At 46.3% G+C, this 22,507-nt stretch carries 18 protein-coding genes; 13 read left to right on the plus strand and 5 right to left on the minus strand.

Going from position 1 to position 22,507, the window contains the following annotated elements; translation table 11 throughout:
• Positions 1–136 precede the first annotated feature (136 nt).
• The 4 genes from prfB to QFZ48_RS26665 all read left to right on the plus strand — a co-directional run bounded on the left by prfB (position 137) and on the right by QFZ48_RS26665 (position 4,223).
• A protein-coding gene (gene prfB / locus QFZ48_RS26650; protein WP_143313671.1) for a peptide chain release factor 2 occupies positions 137–1,232 on the plus strand; the annotation gives its coding sequence in 2 pieces (ribosomal slippage) (positions 137–196 and positions 198–1,232; 1,095 coding nt in all).
• 151 nt (positions 1,233–1,383) lie between these two features.
• Positions 1,384–3,015, plus strand: a complete 1,632-nt coding sequence (pruA, locus tag QFZ48_RS26655) for an L-glutamate gamma-semialdehyde dehydrogenase (RefSeq protein ID WP_429048077.1) — start codon at positions 1,384–1,386, stop codon at positions 3,013–3,015.
• Positions 3,016–3,101: 86 nt separating this feature from the next.
• A complete protein-coding gene (locus QFZ48_RS26660; protein WP_429048075.1) occupies positions 3,102–3,476 on the plus strand; it encodes a hypothetical protein in 375 nt (124 codons plus the stop codon).
• A 15-nt stretch (positions 3,477–3,491) separates the two neighbouring features.
• Positions 3,492–4,223, plus strand: a complete 732-nt coding sequence (locus QFZ48_RS26665; RefSeq protein ID WP_429048073.1) for a hypothetical protein — start codon at positions 3,492–3,494, stop codon at positions 4,221–4,223.
• A gap of 8 nt (positions 4,224–4,231) precedes the next feature.
• On the opposite strand, the gene QFZ48_RS26670 is transcribed toward QFZ48_RS26665, so the two are convergent.
• Positions 4,232–4,750, minus strand: coding sequence for a peroxiredoxin (locus QFZ48_RS26670; RefSeq protein ID WP_370913152.1), 519 nt, complete (start codon positions 4,748–4,750; stop codon positions 4,232–4,234).
• A 203-nt stretch (positions 4,751–4,953) separates the two neighbouring features.
• On the opposite strand from QFZ48_RS26670, the gene pyrR reads away from it, so the two are divergent.
• Genes pyrR through QFZ48_RS26685 form a run of 3 tightly spaced genes read left to right on the plus strand, consistent with a single transcriptional unit; the run spans position 4,954 to position 7,067 of the window.
• Positions 4,954–5,484, plus strand: a complete 531-nt coding sequence (gene pyrR, locus QFZ48_RS26675; RefSeq protein ID WP_079471968.1) for a bifunctional pyr operon transcriptional regulator/uracil phosphoribosyltransferase PyrR — start codon at positions 4,954–4,956, stop codon at positions 5,482–5,484.
• A 51-nt stretch (positions 5,485–5,535) separates the two neighbouring features.
• Entirely contained in the window at positions 5,536–6,465 is a 930-nt protein-coding gene (locus QFZ48_RS26680; RefSeq protein WP_429048072.1) for an aspartate carbamoyltransferase catalytic subunit, read from the plus strand.
• Between the two features lie 20 nt (positions 6,466–6,485).
• Positions 6,486–7,067, plus strand: coding sequence for a hypothetical protein (locus QFZ48_RS26685; protein ID WP_429048071.1), 582 nt, complete (start codon positions 6,486–6,488; stop codon positions 7,065–7,067).
• A 30-nt stretch (positions 7,068–7,097) separates the two neighbouring features.
• Here QFZ48_RS26685 and QFZ48_RS26690 read toward each other — a convergent pair whose 3' ends face one another.
• From QFZ48_RS26690 to QFZ48_RS26700, 3 genes are all read right to left on the minus strand, one after another.
• Entirely contained in the window at positions 7,098–10,484 is a 3,387-nt protein-coding gene (locus QFZ48_RS26690; protein WP_429064588.1) for a SusC/RagA family TonB-linked outer membrane protein, read from the minus strand.
• A 21-nt stretch (positions 10,485–10,505) separates the two neighbouring features.
• Entirely contained in the window at positions 10,506–11,492 is a 987-nt protein-coding gene (locus tag QFZ48_RS26695) for a FecR family protein (RefSeq protein WP_429064590.1), read from the minus strand.
• Between the two features lie 72 nt (positions 11,493–11,564).
• Complete coding sequence (locus QFZ48_RS26700; protein ID WP_370913147.1) at positions 11,565–12,107, minus strand: RNA polymerase sigma-70 factor; 543 nt, start codon at positions 12,105–12,107, stop codon at positions 11,565–11,567.
• Positions 12,108–12,358: 251 nt separating this feature from the next.
• On the opposite strand from QFZ48_RS26700, the gene QFZ48_RS26705 reads away from it, so the two are divergent.
• Together QFZ48_RS26705 and QFZ48_RS26710 are read left to right on the plus strand one after the other, a co-directional pair.
• Positions 12,359–13,129, plus strand: coding sequence for a hypothetical protein (locus tag QFZ48_RS26705; protein ID WP_429064592.1), 771 nt, complete (start codon positions 12,359–12,361; stop codon positions 13,127–13,129).
• A gap of 630 nt (positions 13,130–13,759) precedes the next feature.
• The gene (locus QFZ48_RS26710; RefSeq protein ID WP_429064593.1) at positions 13,760–13,975 is read left to right on the plus strand and encodes a helix-turn-helix transcriptional regulator; all 216 of its coding nucleotides are present in this window, start codon (positions 13,760–13,762) and stop codon (positions 13,973–13,975) included.
• Positions 13,976–14,008: 33 nt separating this feature from the next.
• Here the strand turns inward: QFZ48_RS26710 and QFZ48_RS26715 are convergent, their stop codons facing one another.
• Positions 14,009–16,450 carry an ABC transporter permease gene (locus QFZ48_RS26715; RefSeq protein ID WP_429064594.1) on the minus strand — a complete coding sequence of 814 codons (2,442 nt, stop codon included), beginning with the start codon at positions 16,448–16,450 and terminating at the stop codon, positions 14,009–14,011.
• A 416-nt stretch (positions 16,451–16,866) separates the two neighbouring features.
• Between QFZ48_RS26715 and QFZ48_RS26720 the strand changes: the two genes are divergently transcribed.
• The 4 genes from QFZ48_RS26720 (at position 16,867) to QFZ48_RS26735 (ending at position 22,501) form a co-directional block, all read left to right on the plus strand.
• Positions 16,867–17,196, plus strand: a complete 330-nt coding sequence (locus QFZ48_RS26720) for a DMT family protein (protein ID WP_106531455.1) — start codon at positions 16,867–16,869, stop codon at positions 17,194–17,196.
• A 134-nt stretch (positions 17,197–17,330) separates the two neighbouring features.
• On the plus strand, positions 17,331–17,897 hold the full coding sequence (locus tag QFZ48_RS26725; RefSeq protein ID WP_370913143.1) for an RNA polymerase sigma-70 factor: 567 nt from the start codon (positions 17,331–17,333) through the stop codon (positions 17,895–17,897).
• A 108-nt stretch (positions 17,898–18,005) separates the two neighbouring features.
• Complete coding sequence (locus QFZ48_RS26730) at positions 18,006–19,037, plus strand: FecR family protein (protein WP_429048059.1); 1,032 nt, start codon at positions 18,006–18,008, stop codon at positions 19,035–19,037.
• 257 nt (positions 19,038–19,294) lie between these two features.
• On the plus strand, positions 19,295–22,501 hold the full coding sequence (locus QFZ48_RS26735; protein ID WP_429064596.1) for a SusC/RagA family TonB-linked outer membrane protein: 3,207 nt from the start codon (positions 19,295–19,297) through the stop codon (positions 22,499–22,501).
• Positions 22,502–22,507: the final 6 nt, after the last annotated feature.

Below are 22,507 nucleotides of genomic sequence, written 5' to 3' on the forward strand. Positions count from 1 at the left end.
CGGATGGGTGCTTTTTATAATATTAGTGACATTGGTTACCGTGTTACAACACAAAAATTATGCTAAAGTAAACAATCACAACAAAGTTTGAAAGCCGTTAGTATATATCTCCATTTTTTCCATACATTTGCCAGCTATGACAGCTGAGCAACTTAAAGCTATGAGGGACCGTTTATATGTCCTGGGAGGTTTTCTTTAACGTACCTGACCGATTAGCAAAAATAGAAAACGACAAACAACTAAGCCTGGCGCCTGGTTTCTGGGACGACAACGTCAGAGCCACTTCGATTCTGAAGGAAATAAAGGTTAACAAATATTGGGTAGACCTTTACGATCAGGTGAATGCTGCTATTGACGACAGCGCTGTACTGAACGATTTTTTCAAAGAAGGGGAAGCAACGGAAGAAGAGGTAGAACAGGCCTACAATGCTGCAGTAGCAGCGCTGGACGACCTGGAATTTAAATCCACCCTCAACCAGCCGGAAGATGAAATGCCCGCAGTATTAACCATTAACTCCGGTGCAGGCGGCACGGAAAGCCAGGATTGGGCCGAAATGCTGCTGCGCATGTACCGCATGTATGGCGAAAAGCAGGGATGGAAAGTATCAGAAATTGATACACAGTATGGAGATGGAGCCGGTATTAAATCCGCTACACTGGAATTTGATGGCGACTTTGCATATGGTCATCTGAAAGCGGAAAGCGGTGTACACCGCCTCGTCCGTATTTCACCTTTCGATTCCAATGCACGCAGACATACTTCTTTCGCCTCCGTATATGTATATCCGTTAGTAGACAATACTATCGAGATCGCTGTGAACCCGGCAGACCTGGAATGGGAATTTTACCGTTCAGGTGGTAAGGGCGGACAGAACGTAAACAAGGTAGAAACAGCGGTACGTTTGAAGCACATCCCGTCCGGTATCATCATCGAATGCCAGCAGGCACGTACGCAGGGAGAGAACCGTGAAAAAGCGCTCACCATGCTGAAATCACGCCTGTATGAAGAAGAGATCCGCAAAAGGGAAGAACTGAAAAATGCAGCCAACGCCAACAAACGCAAAATTGAGTGGGGATCACAGATCAGATCATACGTATTCCATCCGTATAAAATGATCAAGGACCATCGCACCGACTTTGAAGTAGGCAACGTAGGACCTGTAATGGACGGCGACCTGAACGGCTTTGTGAAAGCATACCTGATGATGCAGAAGGAAGAGGACAATAATTAATAAGTATCGACTAATTATTAATAAGCGCGTAGGCGTTGTATAACTTAATTTTGCTGCGGAAACAATACTCGTAGTCATTTGTTTATTTGATTGTTTGTGGGCCTCCAGGTTTACAAATGATCAAATAAACAAATATAAAAATTAGGATACAATGAATACAGGATACTTTGAGTACGCAGCGCCTGCTAATGAGCCTGTGTTGTCTTATGCACCCGGTTCTGCTGAGAGAATTGCATTAAAGAAACAATTAGCCGCCTTCAAAAGCGAAGTAGCAGATATACCCATGTATATCGGGGGTAAAGAAATCCGCACCGGAAACACCGTTGATCTGCGCCCTCCCCACGAAATCAAACACAAATTAGGTCACTTCCATATGGGCGATGCGTCTCATGTGAAAACCGCCATCGCAGCAGCGCTGGAGGCACGTGAAAAATGGGCCAATATGGACTGGGAACAACGCGCCGGCATCTTCCTGCGCGCTGCCGAACTCCTGGCCACCAAATACCGCTATCACATCAATGCCGCTACCATGCTGGGCCAGAGTAAGAATCCTTACCAGGCTGAAATTGACAGCGCATGTGAACTGATCGACTTCCTCCGCTACAACGTACACTTCCTGAGCGAAATATACCGCCAGCAGCCGGTTTGCGCCCCCGGTATCCATAACAGGGTAGAATACCGCCCGCTGGAAGGGTTTGTACTGGCCGTTACACCTTTCAACTTCACCGCTATTGCCGGTAATCTGCCTACGTCTGCTGCTATGTGCGGTAATGTAGTAGTATGGAAACCCGCCAATACACAGGTGTTTGCCGCACAGGTGATCATGAAGGTACTGATCGAAGCAGGCCTGCCCGATGGCGTTATCAACCTCGTGTATGCCAACGGTCCCGTTGTCGGCGACGTTTGCTTCGCAGATCCTCACTTTGCAGGTATCCATTTCACCGGCTCTACCGGCGTATTTCAGACCATGTGGAAAACCATCGGTGAAAACATCCACAAATACAAAACTTACCCGCGCATCGTTGGTGAAACAGGTGGTAAAGACTTCGTACTGATCCACAAATCAGCGGATGTTGACATCGCCGTTACCGCTTTGGCCCGCGGCGCTTTTGAATACCAGGGACAGAAATGTTCTGCCGCCTCCCGTGCATACATACCAAACAATCTTGCTGACGATATAAAATCAAAATTAGTTGCGGAGCTGAAAACCATGAAAATGGGCAGCACCGAAGATTTCAGCAACTTCATCAACGCAGTGATCGATGAACGCTCTTTCGATAAGATCGCGCAATACATCGACAATGCAAAGAAAGATCCGGCAGTAAAGATCATTGCCGGTGGTAATTACAACAAAGCTGAAGGTTACTTTATTGAGCCTACTGTTATCGAAACTACCGATCCGAAATACATCACTATGTGTGAGGAAATTTTCGGACCCGTATTAACGATCCACGTGTACGACGCAGAGAAATTTGAAGAAATCATGCAGGTGGTAGACAGTACCTCCGAGTATGCTTTAACCGGTGCCATCATTGCGCAGGACCGTTATGCAGTGGAACTGGCTACCCGCACCCTGGTAAACAGCGCCGGTAACTTCTACATCAACGACAAGCCAACCGGCGCAGTAGTAGGGCAGCAGCCATTTGGCGGCGCCCGCGCTTCTGGTACCAACGATAAAGCAGGCTCTATGCTGAACCTCTATCGCTGGTTAAGCGCCAGGAGTATCAAAGAAACTTTTGTACCGGCTACCGATTACCGGTACCCGTTCCTGAAAGAAGCTTAGTAAATGTTCATGATTTATATGCGGGCGGTGGATCTATATCCATCGCCTTTTTTGTACCTTGCATCCTCATTCAGTATCCAGGAATTATGCAGGCAGATATCTTACAAAAATACTTCTCAACACCTCATGAGCATTACCGCGTAGCAGACCTTGAACAATTACTGCTCGCCGACGGAACGCCGCAGCCCGAAGCCAGCATCGCTGCCGCCGGCGCTTTTGATGAGTATTTTAAGAAACAACTGCGTAAAAAAGGAACTAAAGCGGCTATCTTCTTTGGCGTGGGCCTCATTGCGCTTATCCGCGTTATAACCCTCACCAACCGTGAAGAAGGCAGCTTTATGCAGGTATCTTTGTCCCTGGCGCTGGTAGCTTTTGCGTTGGTGCTAGGGATCATATGGGGCATGCAGCTGTTTGCGCTTAAGGAAGAGATTTCCACATTTAAGGATATGAGAAAGTTGTAGTATCTTAAGATACCCATGAGGCAGCTTTTTATCTTCATTTCTTTATCCCTGGCAGGTTGTAGTATACACCACAAAGAACCTGCAGATAAAATCATTCAGCCTGCTCCCGTAAAACAGGTTATCAAATCCCCACAAATTGTATTCAGTAAAGTAACCGGAGAACCCACTGAGATTCCCGTCAAGGATCTCGATAATTTCCTGCGGGAGAAATATCATTTACAGCGTTCCTTCGAAAAAGAACTGGAAGTTAAAATGAAGGAGACGGAAGAAGTGATGGGAGAAAAACTATTAAAGCGGGTCGATTTGCAAAATGAGCAGTACAATATTCATTATGAATATTTTTCAGGTTATACGGAACCAACTGCTGTTAAGCTAATCATTAACGATAGAAAAATAGACAGATGGTTATGGGAGTCATCCAATGAAAACCAGGCAGCATCAGATCTTACGTTGAATAGCGTATACACATTCCATAGTAATAATGCTGATTACCTTGTTATTACAGGTAATAACTTACAAGCGGTAGGTAAGTTCAGCCAGATCACCTTCGGACTTCTGATTAACCTCTCTAATTCATCACTTACAGCAAAGGTATTGACAACCTATAGTAATCCCGGAAGATTTTTCTTTAATCCTAATGGGGAAACAGGCCGTCTAAAGTATTTAACTGCCTATCCACTGGATAATGATGACGGGGAACTGGCAGCACATCTTTCTGTACAGGTAAATGAAATAGTGATGCCTTGAGGCATCACTCACTGCAACTTCTGCAACGCCGCCAGCGACTCTGTTACATGTTTCTCTCCATCACGCAGCGAATTAAATTCATGCACAATCACGCCATTCTTATCTACGATATAAGTCACACGACCCGGTATCACAAAAGTTTTAGGCACACCAAATAATTTGCGTACTTCATTTTTCGGATCACTGAGCAGGGTGAAAGGAAGATTATGATGCGTGGCAAAACTGCGATGCGAAGCCACGTTATCGGCACTGATGCCGATTACCAGTGCGCCGTACTTCTGAAAGTCCTGGTACGAATCACGGAATGAACATGCTTCTTTGGTGCATACACTGGTTTCATCTTTCGGATAGAAGTAAATGACCAATGGCTGTTTGCCTAATACGGTATTGATATCAAAAGTTTTTCCATTCTGGTCCTGTAGCGAAAAGGCTGGAATTTTATCCCCTGTTTTTAATTGTCCCTGGGATTTACATCCCCATAATTGCAGAAAGGCGGTCATAGCTAAAATGATCTTTAAAAGTTTCATACCCCGTTTATTGATACTGCTAAAGTACGAAGAGTAGAGGAGCAACGGGTCATATTGATTTTTTTGTGTAACTATAAGGCAGCAAGCCTGTTTTAAAACAGCCCTGTTTTAGAAAAGATTCCCTTGTTTATCAATCTTTTCTAATATTCAGCTTTTTATCTGTAGCATTTAATCATTATTTTTGGCCCCTAAAACGTTGTGTTTTGAAAACCATACTAAACGGCAAGCAAATGGCTATTACGATAGACAGGCTTTGTCATCAGTTGATAGAAAATAACTTACAGTTTGAGCAAACCGTGCTGATTGGATTGCAGCCCCGGGGAATTTATTTATCCGGAAGAATTCATCAAACCTTGCTGAAATTAGTACCCGGAGCGCGTATCGATTACGGTAAACTCGATATTACTTTTTACCGGGACGATTTTAACCAGAGCAAAACCCTGCATGTACCCAACGAAACGAATATTGATTTTTCCATAGAAAATAAAAAGGTAGTGTTGATAGATGATGTGTTGTATACCGGCCGTACAATCCGTTCGGCGCTGGATGCAATGCTGGACTTTGGCCGGCCCGCGGCTGTGGAGCTGCTCACGCTGATCGATCGTCGCTTCAGCAGGCAGTTGCCTATTCAGCCCGACTATACCGGACGTACCATTGATGCCCTCATTTCCCAGAAAGTAAGGGTGTTGTGGAACGAAAGAGATGGTAAAGACGAAGTAGTTCTGATTGACTAAAATGAATCCGGATTTCAGAATTCAGATTTCACCCTTTATATTTGCACATTAATGTCACTTTCTGTAAAACACTTACTCGGAATTCGCGATCTGCAGCGCCAGGATATAGAGCTTATTTTTCAAACAGCCGACCAGTTTAAGGAGGTTTTACAAAGGCCTATTAAAAAGGTTCCTACGCTTCGCGATACAACAATTGTAAATTTATTTTTTGAGAACTCTACCCGCACACGCATCTCTTTTGAGTTAGCGGAAAAGCGCCTGGGTGCAGATACGGTTAACTTTTCTGCCTCCGGTTCTTCCGTTTCCAAAGGGGAAACGCTGATAGATACGGTGAACAACATCTTATCCATGAAAGTGGATATGGTGGTGATGCGCCACTCTGCCAGCGGTGCGCCGCATTTCCTGGCAAAGCACATCAACGTGCCCATCCTCAATGCGGGCGACGGCATCAATGAACATCCCACCCAGGCATTGCTGGATGCCTTCTCTATCCGGGAAAGGCTTGGTAGTGTGGAAGGTAAGAAGGTAGCCATCTGTGGCGATATCATGCACTCCAGGGTAGCCCTTTCCAATATCTACTGCCTCAAAAAACTGGGCGCAGAAGTAACAGTGGTAGGCCCGCCCACACTGATCCCGAAATACATGGCAGCTGCTCTCGGCGTAAATGTGAGCTACAATATCCGCGAAGCCCTGCAATGGTGCGATGTGGCCAATGTGTTGCGTATTCAGCTGGAAAGACAAAACACCCCGCTGTTTTCTTCCCTCCGGGAATATTCCCTCGCATACGGTGTAAACCGCCAATTGCTCGATAGTTTAAATAAAGAAATTGTGATCATGCACCCCGGACCCATTAACCGCGGAGTGGAAATAAATTCTGATGTGGCAGACTCAGGTCAGTCCATCATCCTCGAACAGGTGGAAAACGGTGTGGCCATACGTATGGCGGCATTGTACCTGCTCGCAGGAAAGAAAACGGAGTAGAAACATACTTACTACCTGCTATGTTGCCTAATGAAGACGATTTTCCTCCGTTGAATTCAAAATCCGCAAGACGGCTAACCGTTGTGCTGAAAGTATGCCTGCTGACCTTTTTTGCATTGGTCCTGGCGGCGCTACTGGCAGGTGTGGTATTTTCCTTTTGGATAAAAGAAACAGGTGCACGGATGCTTACGATAGGCGTCGCAGCGCCGGTTTTATGTGCTTTGATATGGATGGCAGTCGCCACTTACCGGTCAGGCAAGCCCCGGTATACGCAGGCCCGGGTAGACAGGGAAGGGCTGCACCAATACGGCGAAGGTGTACCTGCGCTGTCGTTGTGTTATGAGGCGCTGAGTACAAATAGCAGCGGCGATGCGTACGACGTGCTTTGGACCGATTGGGGTTACGACGAAACGAATCCGGGTTTGTATGTGTTTGTCAAAAACGAATCCGGAGCGGTGCGGGTGCAGGCGGTGGAGTTTAGAATTTTCCTGGTACCCAATGGGAATGACCTGCTGGCGCATTTTGTAAAAGGTATCATGCGCTTTCGACCCGATTTGAAAATAGCGCCCCAGGTGCTGAGCCGCTACAGGATTGCACACTAGCTGATTTTAATGGCAGTGCATAAGGCCGGATCAGAAGCCAACAGTCAGCCCCAAAGTATATGATCTGAAAAACGGATATACGTTTCCGTTATAACCTCCCGCCTGTTCAGGATCATAATATTTAATTTTCATTTTAGTAGTTTCCCACAGATCCTGTCCGGAGAAATAAATACGCAGATTAGTGATCCATATTTTCTTCAGCCAGTTCGGCGGCAGGGTATAACCTACCTGCAGGTTTTTCAACCGGATATAGGCGCCATTCATTGCCCAGTGGGAGGATGGGGCGGTATTCTGCTGGTCGTTCAGATACAGCCGTGGAAATAATGCGTTGGGATTTTCCGGCGTCCAGTAGTCCTGGTTAATGTCCCAGGGCTGCTGCCAGTTACCGGTAAAAGGAAGATTATAACGCGGGTCAGGCATCACCTTGCGTCTAGCCACTCCCTGGAAGAAAACGGAGACATCAAATCCTTTCCAGGCAAAGCCCGCGTCGATCCCGTAGGAGAACTGCGGATCGGTGCTGCCCAGGTATACGAGGTCGGCATTGTCTATTTTGTTATCGCCGTTGATGTCTTTGTAGCGAAGGTCGCCCGGACCGGTATTTTCGTGCTGGAAGGCATGCTGAGTCACTTCACCGGCCGATTGGAAGTAGCCATCAGACTCATAGCCAAACAGGGAAGAGTAAGGATATCCTGCGATGCCCTGGTTCCAGCCAGCCTGTGGCGCCACATTATCATTTTTCAGTACTTTATTGCGGTTATAAAAGAGATTCCCGTTAATATACCAGGTAAAGGGGCCCCGGTCGTCTCTCCAGCCCAGGTTGATTTCCCAGCCCCAGGATTTCATTTCACCCCGGTGAAAATCCAATGGCCAGGCCCCATCTGTGGAGGCTGTCAGTACCGGGATCTGCATGTCGCGGTTATGCTTAATAAAATAATCTGCTGCAATGGTCAACCGGCCCCTGAACAAGGTAGCATCCCAGCCGTAATTATTGGTAGCAATGTTTTCCCATCCCTGTGCCTGGATGATGGGGTTCTTGTAAACAAAAGGCTGAAAACGGGGCAAGGTGTTAAAGCTGAAAGTCTGCAACCGTTCGTCGTTAGGAATACTGTTCCAGCTGTTGATATTCCCCAATCTGCCCCATGACCACCTCAGTTTGAACTCATTGAAAAATGGCAACGCGCGGTTAAACCATGTTTCGTTATTCAGGCGCCAGCCGGCGGAAAACGACGGGAATGCCTGCCACTGTTCGCCGCCAACAAAAGAGGTGCTGTACTGTGATAAGCGCGATGCTATGAGGTTTGCTTCCAGCAGGTAGCGGTTGTCGTAGTTGTAACTGATCTTTCCGAATATCGACAACAAAGAACCGCTGGCCGCCAGTAACTGCGTGTATGCAGGCGCGTTATTAAAGTGATTGGAATTGATTTCAGCCTGGCTGATATCGTACGATGCCGCCGTGTTTTGCGTGGTGTTGTATGTTTCCTGCGTGGCGCCGCCGAGCAGGTGAATGTTATTTTTATTTTCTTTGATGTCGTAGTCGGCCAGCAGTTGCAGGTTGCCGCCTTTTGCTTCCAGCTTGCTTTTCTGCAGCATATTATGCGGCTGTACCAGCGTGGCGGTATCCACCCGGTTCCATAAGGCAATGGTATTGCGGCCCATATCGTCCCGCAGGGTGTGTTTTTGCGGACTGTAAATAAGCCGGAGCGTAAGACCCTTTGCGAGGCTGTCGGCCCGCAGGGTAAATACCGCATCGATATAATTATTTTTTTCATCGCGTTCCCCGCCGTCTTCCAAAACAGCATATCCCGGTGCGCCGCCATAGGCATAGTTGCCGGTATTGGGCACATACACCGGCACATTACCCGGTCCCCGGAAAATGCCTGCCAGCAAGCCATTGGGGCCCTCTACCGGCTGGGAAGGGGAGAAGGTATTGGTTTGGGCGTACGACAACCGCGTTTCCAGGCTGAAGTGTTTACTAAAGCGGTTGTTCAGGTTCACGCGGGCATTCACTCGGTGGGTACGGTCCGGGCCAACGGCAAATAGTCCCTGCCGCCCGAAGTAACCCAGCGATGCAGAGAACTGGTTGGAGCTGTCGCCGCCTTTTACCGACAGGTTATAGTTTTCGATGCCGGTTCTGCTTTTGGTAAGCACAGGCAAAGGATTATAGTTATAATAGTATTTATAGAAGTCAGGCTTTTGATAGTCGATCGCATAGTGGTTCCCCGTTTTCATTAAATCTATCTCCATGGGGTCCCAGGGGGCGGTTTGACCGGCATTTTCCGCGGCGGTGTTCTGCATGGCGGCCGATTGCCAGGAGGGCAGCCGGTTGGGCAACCGGATGGGTGTTTCAAATCCGCCAAGGGTGTTGAAATCCACTTTCAGCTTACCAGGTTTCCCGGTGCGGGTAGTTACCAGCACCACACCGCCTGCGCCGCGTGCGCCATAAATAGAGGCGGCAGCTGCATCTTTCAGGATGGATACGGATTCAATGTCGTCCGGGTTGATGACGGCCAGGGAGCCGGGCACGCCATCGATGACCACAGGCGTATTACTGCCGGAAGAAGAGCCTACGCCCCGTACCTGTATATTAAATCCTTCGCGGCCGGGCTGTCCGTTGCTGCGGGTCACCACCAGGCCGGTGGCGGTACCCTGTAAGGCGGCCATCACGTTGGCTACCGGGCGGCTTCTGAGCCGTACGCCATCCACCTGCGCAATGGCGCCTGTGATATTAGCGCGTTTCTGCAGGCCATAACCCAATACTACCAGCTCGTTGAGCTTCCGCAGATCAGGTTGCAGCAACACCGATATATTCCTTCTTTCCCTCACGGCAATTTCTTTGGTTTCAAACCCGATAAGGGACACCTGGATGATAGCCTGCCCATTGGCCAGATCCACTTTGAAAGTACCATTTTCCGTAGTGGCGGTACCGTTAGTGGTGCCTTTTTCCCTGATAGATACACCGCTTAAAGGCTGCATACCGTCGGAAACGGCGCCGGTAAGGGTCCATTTATCAGGATTGGAGCTGGTGCTGGAAGGAGGTGTGAGATCTGCCGCAGTGGCGTTGAGCGGGATAACGATGATCTGGCCGTCTTTTATCTCTACTTTATATTTGGCAGGAGGGAAGATCTTTGGCAATACTTCCAGGAGAGGGCTGTTGTGAACATGTAAGCTAACGCCCTGGCGGGTTTCCAGTTCTCCGGAAGAAATAGCAAAGGTATACTTTGTTTGTTTTTCTATTTCCCGGATCACGGTTTTCAGGCTGGCATTGGTAAACTGAAGGGAAACTTTTCTTGGAGGGGCATTAGGATTTTGGGCCATAGCTACAGCATTGGCCAATACCAGGATAACAACGAAAATAAAATCAGGCACGCGTCCAAACCTGGAATTGGAGATACGCGCCTGTAGCAATAATTGCTGCATAAATAAAAGGTCAGGCGCGCATTAGTAGATGTCTACCAGGTCGTTTTTATGCGAAATGTTAATTTGAAGGGTTTTTCTCATAATGTCCAGTACCTCATCCAGCGACATGTTGGGGAAGGTAGCCAGCAGTTTCTTATCAGCCAGTTGTTGATTGCTGATTTTAATCTCTACATTATAAAAATCTTCGAGGGCGTCCGCCACTTCTGTGAGCGGGGTATCGTCAAAAGTTAAGGTCCGGGTTTTCCAGGCCAGAATATTGTTGTTCTTTTTATGGACACGGGTATCTATTTCGCTGCCATTATGCTTCAGAGAGGCTTCCACACCGGGGGTGAGAATTACCTTTTTCTCTTTGCCTTTGTAGGCGGCGCTCACCTTTCCTGACTGCACGAATACTTTAACACCGCTGTTGGCGGCTTTCACGTTGAAGGCAGTACCGAGTACCTGTACTTCTACTTCGGGGGCATTTACAATGAAGGGGAGGGCATCGTTTTTGGTAACATCAAAAAAGGCTTCTCCTTTATCTATTTTAACCTGTCTGTTATCTTTTCCAAATCCACGGGCATAGCGTACCTGTGTATGCGCGTTGAGGTACATCATAGAGCCATCCGGCAGGCGCAAACTATCCTGTTGCTGTGCAGTGGCATAGGTTTTATATCCACCGGGGCCGAGCCAGGTCCATGTGCCGGCTATCAGCAGCACAGCGGCGGCAGCCCACCAGTACCTGCGGTTCATCCTGATCACACGGGTGTTTTGCTCTTGTGCAGGAAGCGCGGCAGTGACTGCGGGAACCTTATCCAGCATGGTATCCAGTGCCTGCCATTGTTCCTGGGTGTCGAAAGCAGAGGCAGCAGGAAGCGGATCGCCGTGCCACATGCCTTTCATATCCAGGAAGATGTCCAGGTTACCAGCATCCTGTTGAATCCATTCGTTGAGCTGCATTTTGTGCTGCTCATTGTCCGGATCTTCCAGGTAACGGATCACTATATCTATGTCTGTTTGATTATTCATGGCTTCTTATTAGTAATACAACCAGGGAACGTTATACCATTAAGCGATAATAAAAAAAATTTCAGGCGTATCCTACGACTTATTAATAAGGTCTACCCGTAATCGTTTTAAGGCTGTGGTCAAATGGGCGTATACTGTATTGATAGAGATATTCAGTTGTTCAGCAATTTCGGCTGGCGACAAGCCTTTCAGGCGGCTCATTTCAAAAACACGGCGGCATTGTTCCGGTAATTTCTCCAGGGCAGAGCGGTATTTGGCTTCCAGCTCCTTATGTTCCAGCAGGGAATGATTATTTTCCGAAGGACTGGCAGTTTGCATTTGTTCCTTGGCGTATACTTCTTTCCGTTGTTCTTTTTTTATGCGGTTTAAACAGGTGTTAACGGTCGCTCTTGCGAGATAATGATTAACCGGGGCTCTCTCATCCAGGTTTTCCGCACCTTTCCACAAGTTGAGGAAAACATCCTGTACCATATCGTTCGCGTCATCTTCATCTTTTACATACCGGACCGCTATATTATACATAGAAGGGGCGAACTGTTTAAAAACAGCTTCGAATACATCTTTGTTTCTGCTCCGGATGCCTTTTACTATTTCGTCGTTACTCAATTGCAACATGCTTTTGATCTTTTGTCTTGTTTCCGTAGTGCGAAGATAATTTTTAAAATTACTAATTACGAAAGCAGCCAGTATACTGATTCATAATTCTTTTTTTCACTTTAACATTTCTTTGACTAATGGTAAGTGAATTGTCGGATGTATTGTTTATATACGGTAGCCAACGATGAGGGCATATAACAAAAACCATGCACATTCATCCGGACCGGGGATAATCATCATAAATATTAACCATACAAAAAATTGATGCCATGAAAAAATCAATTGTAGGAACGCTCGCTTTAGCAACAATGGTAATCGGAATGTCTGCTTTCAAAAGTGCTGATGTAAAAGCAGTAAAATCTGTAGACAGCACCGCCGCAATGGTGGATTCAATTGCAACAGATTCCCTTGTTAGCCTCGATTCAGTAAAAGTTTTCAGTGTTGATTCATTACAGCGCCTGGACTCTTTAAAAGGATTTGATTCCTTAATGACAGTAGATTCTCTGATGGGAATCGATTCTCTCCAGAAAGTTGATTCCCTGAGCGGAATAGACTCATTGCAGAGAATGGACTCTTTACAGGTGGATTCCCTGAGTGGAATGGATTCTTTACAGGTAGACTCCCTGAGCAGAATGGATTCTTTGCAGGTTGATTCCCTGAGCGGAATGGATTCTTTGCAGGTTGATTCCCTGAGCGGAATGGACTCTTTACAGGTAGATTCTTTAACCGGAATCGACTCTTTACAGAGAGTAGATTCTTTACAGGGTAAAGATTCTCTGAAAGTATTAGTAGTAGAAGGTGGTTCTATCACCGGTAAAATTACTCCGGCTGACAGTGCTACAGAAGTAGAAGCAGACAATGGTACAGATAAGCTGAAAGGCGCTATCTCACAGGGTGCATTCACTATCCCCGCTGCTAAAGCAGGATCTTACACTATTACTATTCTCGGTAAAAGCCCTTACAAAAATGCCGTAGTTAAAGATGTAAAAGTAGAAGACGGTAAAGCTACCGACCTGGGCGAAATCAAATTAGAACAATAGTCTTTAATAATGAAATAGCAACCAACAACACAAAATCAGTCCATGATGGAAAACCCATTTTGGTTTGATGCAGGGGGGCCTCTTACGGTCCCTCTTTTTTTTATGCGCGGATTTTGTCTTTCTCAGGATTACCGCTGATTAGGCTGATTTTTGTTTTTTTGATTTTGGGAGAAGCATTGTTGGGTTAGCTGCAGGTGGTCTTTTATTTTTTCTGGGAGATGACAAACGCGGCCTCTATTAACCGGTTTAGTTCTGTAAAACAGGACAACACTTTCATTCGCTCACTCACAGCGCTATAGGGACTGCCAGGGTTTGTAAGGGCTTCAGTTTGAACAGAGGCGAGGATGTCGTTGGTTTCGCCCGGCCAAATAGCTCGAAGTAGTTTTTCAACACCATTTCCGGAGAATGGTATTCTTCTTCGGAAAGGCGAAATGGGTTTTGGTTAAAAACAAATATGGCTGAAGAAGATTGCATGGTTAAATGTTTTAATAAAGATACTTAAATTAGTAATATTATAACTCATATTGGTTGTAGTATTACTAATTTATGCTGTGCTCATATTTATAATGTTGTTATTCAGTTAATAAATAATTGCTATTTTGCTATTTATAGTTCTGAAAGCACCTATTTATGTCTAAAAAAATAATTAACCGGATTAAAATAGTAATAGTAGAACAGGGAAAAACTAATAATTGGTTGGCAGAACAACTGGGTGTTTCTATTGGAAGCGTGTCCAAATGGTGTACTAATACTGTTCAACCAGGGATAGAAACCTTATTTGAAATCGCCGCTGCGTTAGATGTGGACGTACGGGAGCTATTGGTTAGTACAAAGAAACATTCCTGATTTTAACAGATCTGACCTCCTTCACAATAAAATTCAGTCCATTCTGAGGCTCCTGACAGGACTCGCCAGCGCTGCCCGGATCGCCTGAAAACTCACCGTAACCAATGCAATCAGCAAGGCAGCCAAACCCGCTGCCAGGAAAATCCACCAACTGAAGTTTACCCGGTAAACAAAGTCCTGCAGCCATTTACGCATGATCCACCAGGAGAAAGGAGTGGCAATAACGAAGGCGATGGCCACCAGCTTTATAAAATCTGCCGAAAGCAAACGGACAATCCCCTGTATGCTTGCCCCCAACACCTTGCGGATTCCCATCTCCTTTGTTCTTTGTTCAGCCACAAAAGTCGCCAGCCCGAACATACCGAGGCAGGAGATCAATATAGCCAATACCGAAAAGATAGTGGCAATCTTCCCGACCTGTTGTTCGGATTGGTACATCTCGTTAAAAGAATCATCCAGGAACCGGAAGCTAAAAGGTATGCCAGGCGCCAGTGCAGCCCATTTGTCCCGGATCTTTCCGATCAGCGGGGCAATAAGCGAAGTATTTACTTTAAAAGAGGCGAGGCCTGTGCTTCTTTGCAAGGTGAACATGAGCGGGCGGACCTCATGGTGCAATGTTTCAAAATTAAAATTCTTTACTACACCTATGACCGGGTAAGTGGTTGGCTTTCCGGCATCGTTGAAGGTATATATATTCTTTCCAACCGGATCGGCGTAGCCTAAAATCCGCGCAGCCGCCTCGTTGATGATAACAGCCGACGAATCAGTGGTGAAACCGGGGGAGAAGTTCCTTCCCTTTAAGACCTTGATGCCTATGGTAGGAAAGTATCCGTCATCGATCGCCCAGGTTTCTACATTGAAACTATTTGATGCGGTTTGAACAGGGTCTTTGAAGACATTATATACATTGCGGGCCGATTTGGAAACCGGTAAAAAGGCACTCAGTGTTCCTGCTTTCACGCCAGACAATTGCGTCACTTCCCTCTTAAAAACATCCGCATTATTGCCCAGCGCATCAACACCATCAATAATCAATACCTGCTCCTTATTAAATCCAAGGTCGCGTGTCTGAATATAACGCAGCTGCCTGAACACGACGATTGTAGCAATGATCAGCACAATTGAAATGGTAAACTGCACGACAACCAGGGTGCTCCGAAGCCATCCACTTTTTGTACCCGCCTTCAACTGACCTTTTAATACTTCGATAGGTTTAAAGCCAGACAGGAAAAAAGCGGGATAGCTTCCTGCCAGCAAACTCACCGCAAAAGGCAATGCAATCAGCAATGGGAGAATCACCGGCGAAAAAAGACTGGCCAGGGTCATTGTTTTGCCAGACAATGAATTGAAAAGTGGCAGCGCCAGGAAGGCGATCCCGATACCAATCAATAACGACAGGAACACCATCAGGGTGGATTCCGTCAGGAACTGCATCACCAGCTCCCCGCGTGCGGTTCCTAATGCCTTACGGACGCCCACTTCCCGCGCCCTGCCGGCGGATCGCGCCGTTGTCAGGTTCATAAAGTTGACGACGGCAATAAGCAGGATGAACAACGCTACGGCAGAAAAAATGGCGACATATTGAACACTGCCGGGCGGGCTCAATTCTTCACCGCCCTGCCTGTCGGAATACAGATGGATTTGTGTTACAGGAATGAGTGAAAAGCGGAATCCGTTCCCCGATTTTTCCAGGTCTGCCATACTGTAGATCTGAAAATCCTTCATAGCCGGAATAAGATGTTTCTTAATATAAGCGGGAAACTTTTTTTCAAAAGCCTTGTAATCGGTGCCAGGTTTGAGGAGGAGGTAAGTGTGAAAATTGACATTGCCTATCTGTCCCCACTTGTAATCGAGGCTTTGCATGGAGAACAACAGGTCAAAATGGAAGTGGGTATTGCCCGGTATATTCGCGATCACGGCAGTCACTTTATAGGGAACGTCTTTACCGCCGTCCTGGACTTCGATCGTTTTCCCGATGGCATTGTTGGCCGATCCGAAATAGCGGGCCGCGGCCGATGCCGTCATCACCACAGCATAGGGGACATTCAACGCAGTCCGGGTATCGCCTTCCAGCGCCGGGAATGCAAAGACGTTGAAGAAGGTTGAATCGACATAAGCCGTACGTGTTTCGGTGATGTATTCGCTCCCTTTCCTGATCAGCTTCGTGTCGCCACTGTGGGAGTAAATCCGGGTGTATTCCTGTATCTGCGCATAATCCTCTTTAAGAATAGGGCCCATCATATCTGAAGTCTCAGCCACCCGAAGCTCCTGGCCACCCCAACGAACATCCGCGTTGATACGGTAAATATTTCCTGCTTTATTGTAGTAACGGTCGTAGCTCAATTCGTCCAGCACATACAGTGCAATCAACAAAAAGCAACCCAATCCCACGGCCAGACCAGTGATGTTGATAAAGGAGAAGGTCCTGTTTCTTAGCAGATTTCGCCAGGCAACTTTCAGATAATTTTTGAACATACTGACCAATTGGCTTTTTGCGGGTAACTATCGCCCAAAAACATGCCTTTTTATATTGATTTGATTATCAAATCGATGAAGATCCTTTACTGTCCACTTCTGAACAGAAGCAGTCCGGATCCGGGCGCCGGTATGATACAGCTGTTACTTCTCGGATACTTCTCCGATACATCTCCAATACTTTTTCGGATGCTTAGGAGTAGCGTATGTGTCGTACTCCCCATATAGTCCCTATACACTTCCCATACACTCCCAATACACTATTCCGGTGGCATCGTCCTGAAATAGGTTTACACTTTTGTCAGATAATCCTGTTTAAGGTTTACAGGTCCCGCCCCGAGATACCAATGCAGGTGAACAAATAATCGGGATATTATTTTACAAAATTATAGATTTGGACAAACTTTGAATCACGCATGCGCACTATTATTTTGCTCACCATCTCCAATACCTTCATGACTTTCGCCTGGTATGGCCACCTCAAACACCAGGATGTTGCTCTCTGGAAAGTAATCCTTATCAGCTGGGGCATTGCCTTCTTTGAGTATTGTTTTATGGTGCCAGCCAACCGCTACGGCGCACAGGAGGGGTTCAGCGGCTTCCAGCTTAAAACCATCCAGGAAGTCATTACCCTCACCGTTTTCAGCATTTTTGCCGTCACTTTTCTTAAGGAACCCCTGAGATGGAACTACCTGGTTTCGTTTTTCTTTCTCATCGGCGCCGTGTATTTTATGTTTAAAAAGTAGCGCGATATTAAAGCAGCGGGCTTATATCCTTTAGAATCAATTTATATTACATAAAAAAAGATGTTAGGCAAGATCAAATTAAGAAAAAATCTGTATTATCTTTAGGGATCAACTTTCAACCAAAAACCAAATCATTGAGGGAAGAAGCTAATATACAGCTACTGGTGGAACGGGTGGCATCTCTTGGGGATGAACAGGCTTATAAAGCATTGTTCAGGTTGTTTTACAAACCATTGAGTCAGTTTGCCTTTTCTATTGTGAAATCCTGGGAGTCTGCGGAAGAAATTGCGTCAGATGTGTTTATGAACGTCTGGAAGCAGCGCGAACGCCTGCTCCAGGTAGATAACCTCCGGGTATACCTCTATGTATCTACCAAAAATATTGCCCTCAACTACTTAAATAAGGAAGCCCGCACGCAACATTTCAGTCTCGATGAAGTGGCAGTGGACATCAGCGTCAGTTACGCCACGCCGGAACAGATCTTCATTTCCGGGGAAATGGTAAAAAGGATAGAAGCTGCCGTAAACGCACTCCCACCTAAAAGGAAGATGATCTTTAAACTGATCCGCGAAGATGGCCTTAAATATAAAGAGGTAGCCCAGATCCTCGATATTTCTGTGAACACCATTGATGTTCACATGGCCCAGGCACTCAAAAAAATCAGCGAGGTAATTAACCTCTCCTTTATCAAAACAAAATAATTTAAATTTTTTTTTAGGTGGAGTAGTAGATTCTTGCAATTTACTTGTCCTTCTATATAATCATGCTTTTGTATCATACACATGGAACAGGAAAGAATATGGCTTTTGATGGGAAGGAAAGTATCGGGCGAGGCCACGATGGAGGAGTTGCGTGAACTGGAAGCATCATTGCAGAAAGATCCGGATCTGAGATATAAATTATCTGTATTAAGCAACTGGCCCCAACCGGCCGGCAATAAGGAATGGGAAACCAGGACCGAGCTTGCATTGGAAAAACACCTCGTGAGAATGGAAGAGGAGTTTCCGCAGGAGGAATTACCCGTTAAGAAAGTCAAAAGGAACTTCCGCAAATGGGTGGCCGTGCTTTCTGTACTGGTAGTGATGCTGGGAGGCTATTGTATCTATCTCTTATCAATAAAATATCCGCAAAAAGCCGGTAAAGCAGCTATGGCGGCCATTTATACCCGCGATGGTTCCCGCTCCAGGGCACAGCTGCCGGACGGAACAGAAGTATGGCTCAATGGTGGCAGCCGTTTAACCTATAATCCTGATATGAACAACCTGGAAAACCGGGAGGTTACTTTAGAAGGAGAAGCGTTTTTTGATGTAGCGAAGAATGCAGCCAAACCCTTTTCTATCCACACTTCCAGGATGGATATCAAAGTACTGGGCACCTCTTTTAATGTAAAAGCATATACAGGGGATCAAACCACAGAAGCTACACTGATCACCGGCGCCGTAGAAGTAATCTTGAATGACGGCATGGAAAGGAATGTGAAACTAACGCCTAACCAAAAGATCATCTTACAACACGCACCGGCAGATAAACTGACCCAACCCAACCTGGTGGCAGGCTACAAGGTGGAAAATATTCATAGTAACACGCAGGACAGCATGGTGGCGGAAACCGCCTGGTGCGACAACTACCTCGTATTCGACAATGATAACTTCGAAGATATTGCGCTGAAAATGGAACGCTGGTATGGTATCAAAATCCATCTCAACGGTAACAAATTAAAACAATACCATTTCACCGCTACTTTTAAAAATGAATCGTTTTCAGAAGTACTGGAAGCGCTGAAGGTTACAACATCATTTCATTGCAGAATAGCAAGCAATGAAGTATTTATTACCCAGTAAAGGGGTGGAAGTCAACAGAAAATCGATACCTCTCATATAAAAAAAAGGGCAAATGCTGCAAACATTTACCCCTTTTGTTGAGATCAAACGGCAGTTAGCTTCACTTGGCAATGTAGTCCTGTCGTAGTTTTATGACCTTTTACAACCTAAATGTATGGAAAAAAATCATACATTATGTAATCCTTTTGCGTCTAAAAACATAGGGAAAAGTTGTACTGATAATGAAACTGGTGTCCTTTATTATTCTTATTACCTGTTTGCAAATAACTGGGAATGTCTTCGGTCAACAGGACCGGCGCATTTCCATCAAAGCAGATTCATTGCCATTGACACGGCTGCTGAAGATGATCGAAAAGAAAAGCGGTTACCGTTTTGTTTACCGCAACGATCTTATTCCCACAGGCAAAAAAGTGTCGGTGAATGAAACCAATGCTTTGACAGAAGATATTTTAAAGAAGATACTGAAAAACACCGGCCTCACGTTTAAACAGCTTTCTGCCACCCTGGTGGCTATTGCACCGGAAAACAAAGAGATCAGGAATGTCAGTATCAACGGAACGGTAACAGATGTTTTCGGACATCCGCTGCCAGGTGTGAGTTTGCGTATTGCAGGTCTTAATAAGGGAACTACTACAGATGAGAACGGAGCATTCCACATGGAAGCGCCTTCCTCAGCAACGTTGATCTGTTCTTTCATTGGTTATGAAGAACAGCGGGTGACGGTAAACAACACGGCTCATCTCAACATCATGCTGAAAGACGATTCCAAAGGATTGAATGAAGTAGTGGTAGTAGCTTATAGCGTGCAAACAAAAAGTTCTTTGACAGGTTCAGCTACTATGGTAAGTGCTTCATTGTATGATAAAGCGCCCCGTAGCAGCTTCCAGGAAAGCTTACAAGGCAATGTACCCGGCTTACAATCTACCAATGGTTCCGGCCAGCCCGGATCCATACCCAGTATTCACATACGTGGTATAGGCTCTATTACCGCAGGCAGCTCGCCACTTTACGTGGTAGACGGCACGCCTGTGGTAACAGACAACCTCACCGATTATAATGTTAATTCCCTGGCAGGAATTAACAGCGCAGATATCGCTTCTATCTCTGTTTTGAAAGATGCAGCTTCTGCGTCGATCTATGGCTCCCGCGCTGCCAACGGTGTAATACTGATTACGACGAAAACCGGCAGCCAGGGCAGAACAAAGATCGGCGCAACCATACAAAGAGGCAGCAACCAGCTCACCATTCCGCAGGCCAACTATCCGCTCAATACCAACGAGATGATGGAACTCCTCCGCGAAGGATGGGCGCACAAAGCAGATGGCACAGGGGAAGCCGGTTTTCAACGGGAACTCCGCGCACGTGGCGTGGATACAACCGTTAATACCAACTGGATCGATGTGCTAACCCGCCATGGAGGCTATACACAAGCCAATCTATCTGCCGCAGGCGGAAGTAATAAAACAAAATTTTATGTTTCCGGCGGCTTATATGATTCCAAATCAGCCCTGAAAGGAGTGGACTATAAACGTATGACGGGTAAGCTCAACCTGAGCAACCAGGCCACCAACCGCCTATCATTCGACGTTAACCTGTCGTTATCCTACCAGCGTGCAAACGCAGTAGGAGATGTAGGACTGATGGCTAACCCGGTACGCTCACTCGTCCGCCTGCAACCCTGGCTGAAAATTTATAACGCCGATGGCAGCTACGACTTCAGCTACAACAACACCTTTAACCCGGTGGCAGTACTGAATGGCGATACCCGCACAGGTACCATCTATGGCCTGCTCGGCGGGGCCGGCGCCAAATATGCATTCACTGATTTTCTTTCCTTTGAAACGAAGATCAGCCTCGACCTGAACTACGCCCGCAGCAATTCATTTTTTGCACCGGGATTTGGCGACGGAAGAAATACCAATGGCTGGGTATCGGTAAACAACAACCTGTGGAACAACTGGGTATCTACAAATATCCTGCGGTTCAACAGGAGATGGGGTTACCACGGAATCAACACTTTTGTAGGATATGAAGCACAGAAAACAACCAACAGCGGTAACTCCTCAGCAGCCTCCAACCTGCTGCCCGACCTGCAGCTGCTGGCCGATGCTTCCAAACCGGAAAGTGTATCCTCTGTATCCAACGCAAATTCATTAACAGGATTGTTTCTGAATAACAGCTACGATTACCAGCAGAAATATTATCTGACCGCCTCCATCCGGAGAGACGCCTCTTCCAGGTTCGGCCGTCAGAAAAGAAGTGCCGCATTCTGGTCCATTGGAACCGCGTGGAATATCTACCGGGAACCATTCCTCCGGAATGTAAACGTCATTAACGAATTAAAGATAAGAGCCAGCTACGGCAGCAACGGAAACCAGGCTATTGATAATTATGCTTCATTGTCGCTGTATAGTCCGGCAAATGATTATGATGGGAAACCGGGGTATGTGCTCACGCAATACCCCAATCCTTTCCTTACATGGGAACAGAACAGGCCATTTAATATAGGACTGGATTTTGCCCTGCTTAAAAACAGGTTGTCCGGTTCGGTGGAATACTATAACAGAACCACTTCAAGGTTACTGCTCAATGTACCGGTATCTTCTGCAAATGGTATTACTACTGTTTTCAGAAATAATGGAGAGATGAAAAACAGCGGCTGGGAAATATCCCTTTCTTCCCGCAACATCATCGCAAAAAATGAAAATGAATTCTCATGGCGTACAGATGCCAACATCTCAACGCTGAATAATAAAATTACCCGGCTGGATAATCCAATTACCGGCATCCCGTATAAAAGAGAAGTGGGAACAGATTTCTACCAGTTTTTTCTCGCAGGATTCGCAGGGGCGGATCCGCAAACAGGTGAAGCACTGTGGTATAAAGATGCGTCTAAAACCGCTACCACCAAATCTTACGGCGAAGCACAAAGGTTTAACCAGGGAAGCGCCCTGCCAAAATTTTATGGCGGCCTTACCAATTATTTCAGCTACAAAGGATTTGATTTCAGCTTCCAGTTCTTTTATAACTGGGGAAACAAAGTATACGACAACTGGGGAACATTCACAGAATCAGATGGCAGTGGTGGATTTGGCGGAGGCGCAAAAATGTCGCGCCTCATCTATGAAAACCGCTGGCAGAAACCCGGCGATATCACCAATGTACCCAAGGTAGTATTCGGTGGCACACAATCCGGTTTAAGCAACCAGAGCTCATCCCGGTTCCTGTACGACGGCAGCTTTATCCGGCTGAGGGACGTGATGCTCGCTTACAACCTGCCGCAAGACTGGTTGAAGAAAGCCAATATCAACGAAGTGAAAATATATGTACGCGGCAATAATTTATGGACGTATGTAAAAGATAAGTATCTCACAATGGACCCGGAAGTACCGGTAACAGGAGATTATGATCAGCGTCCGCCAGTATTTAAAACCTTCCTGGTAGGGTTGGATGTAAATTTTTAAGGTATT

It is taken from the genome of Chitinophaga sp. W2I13 (genome assembly GCF_050434005.1).
Classification (GTDB): domain Bacteria; phylum Bacteroidota; class Bacteroidia; order Chitinophagales; family Chitinophagaceae; genus Chitinophaga.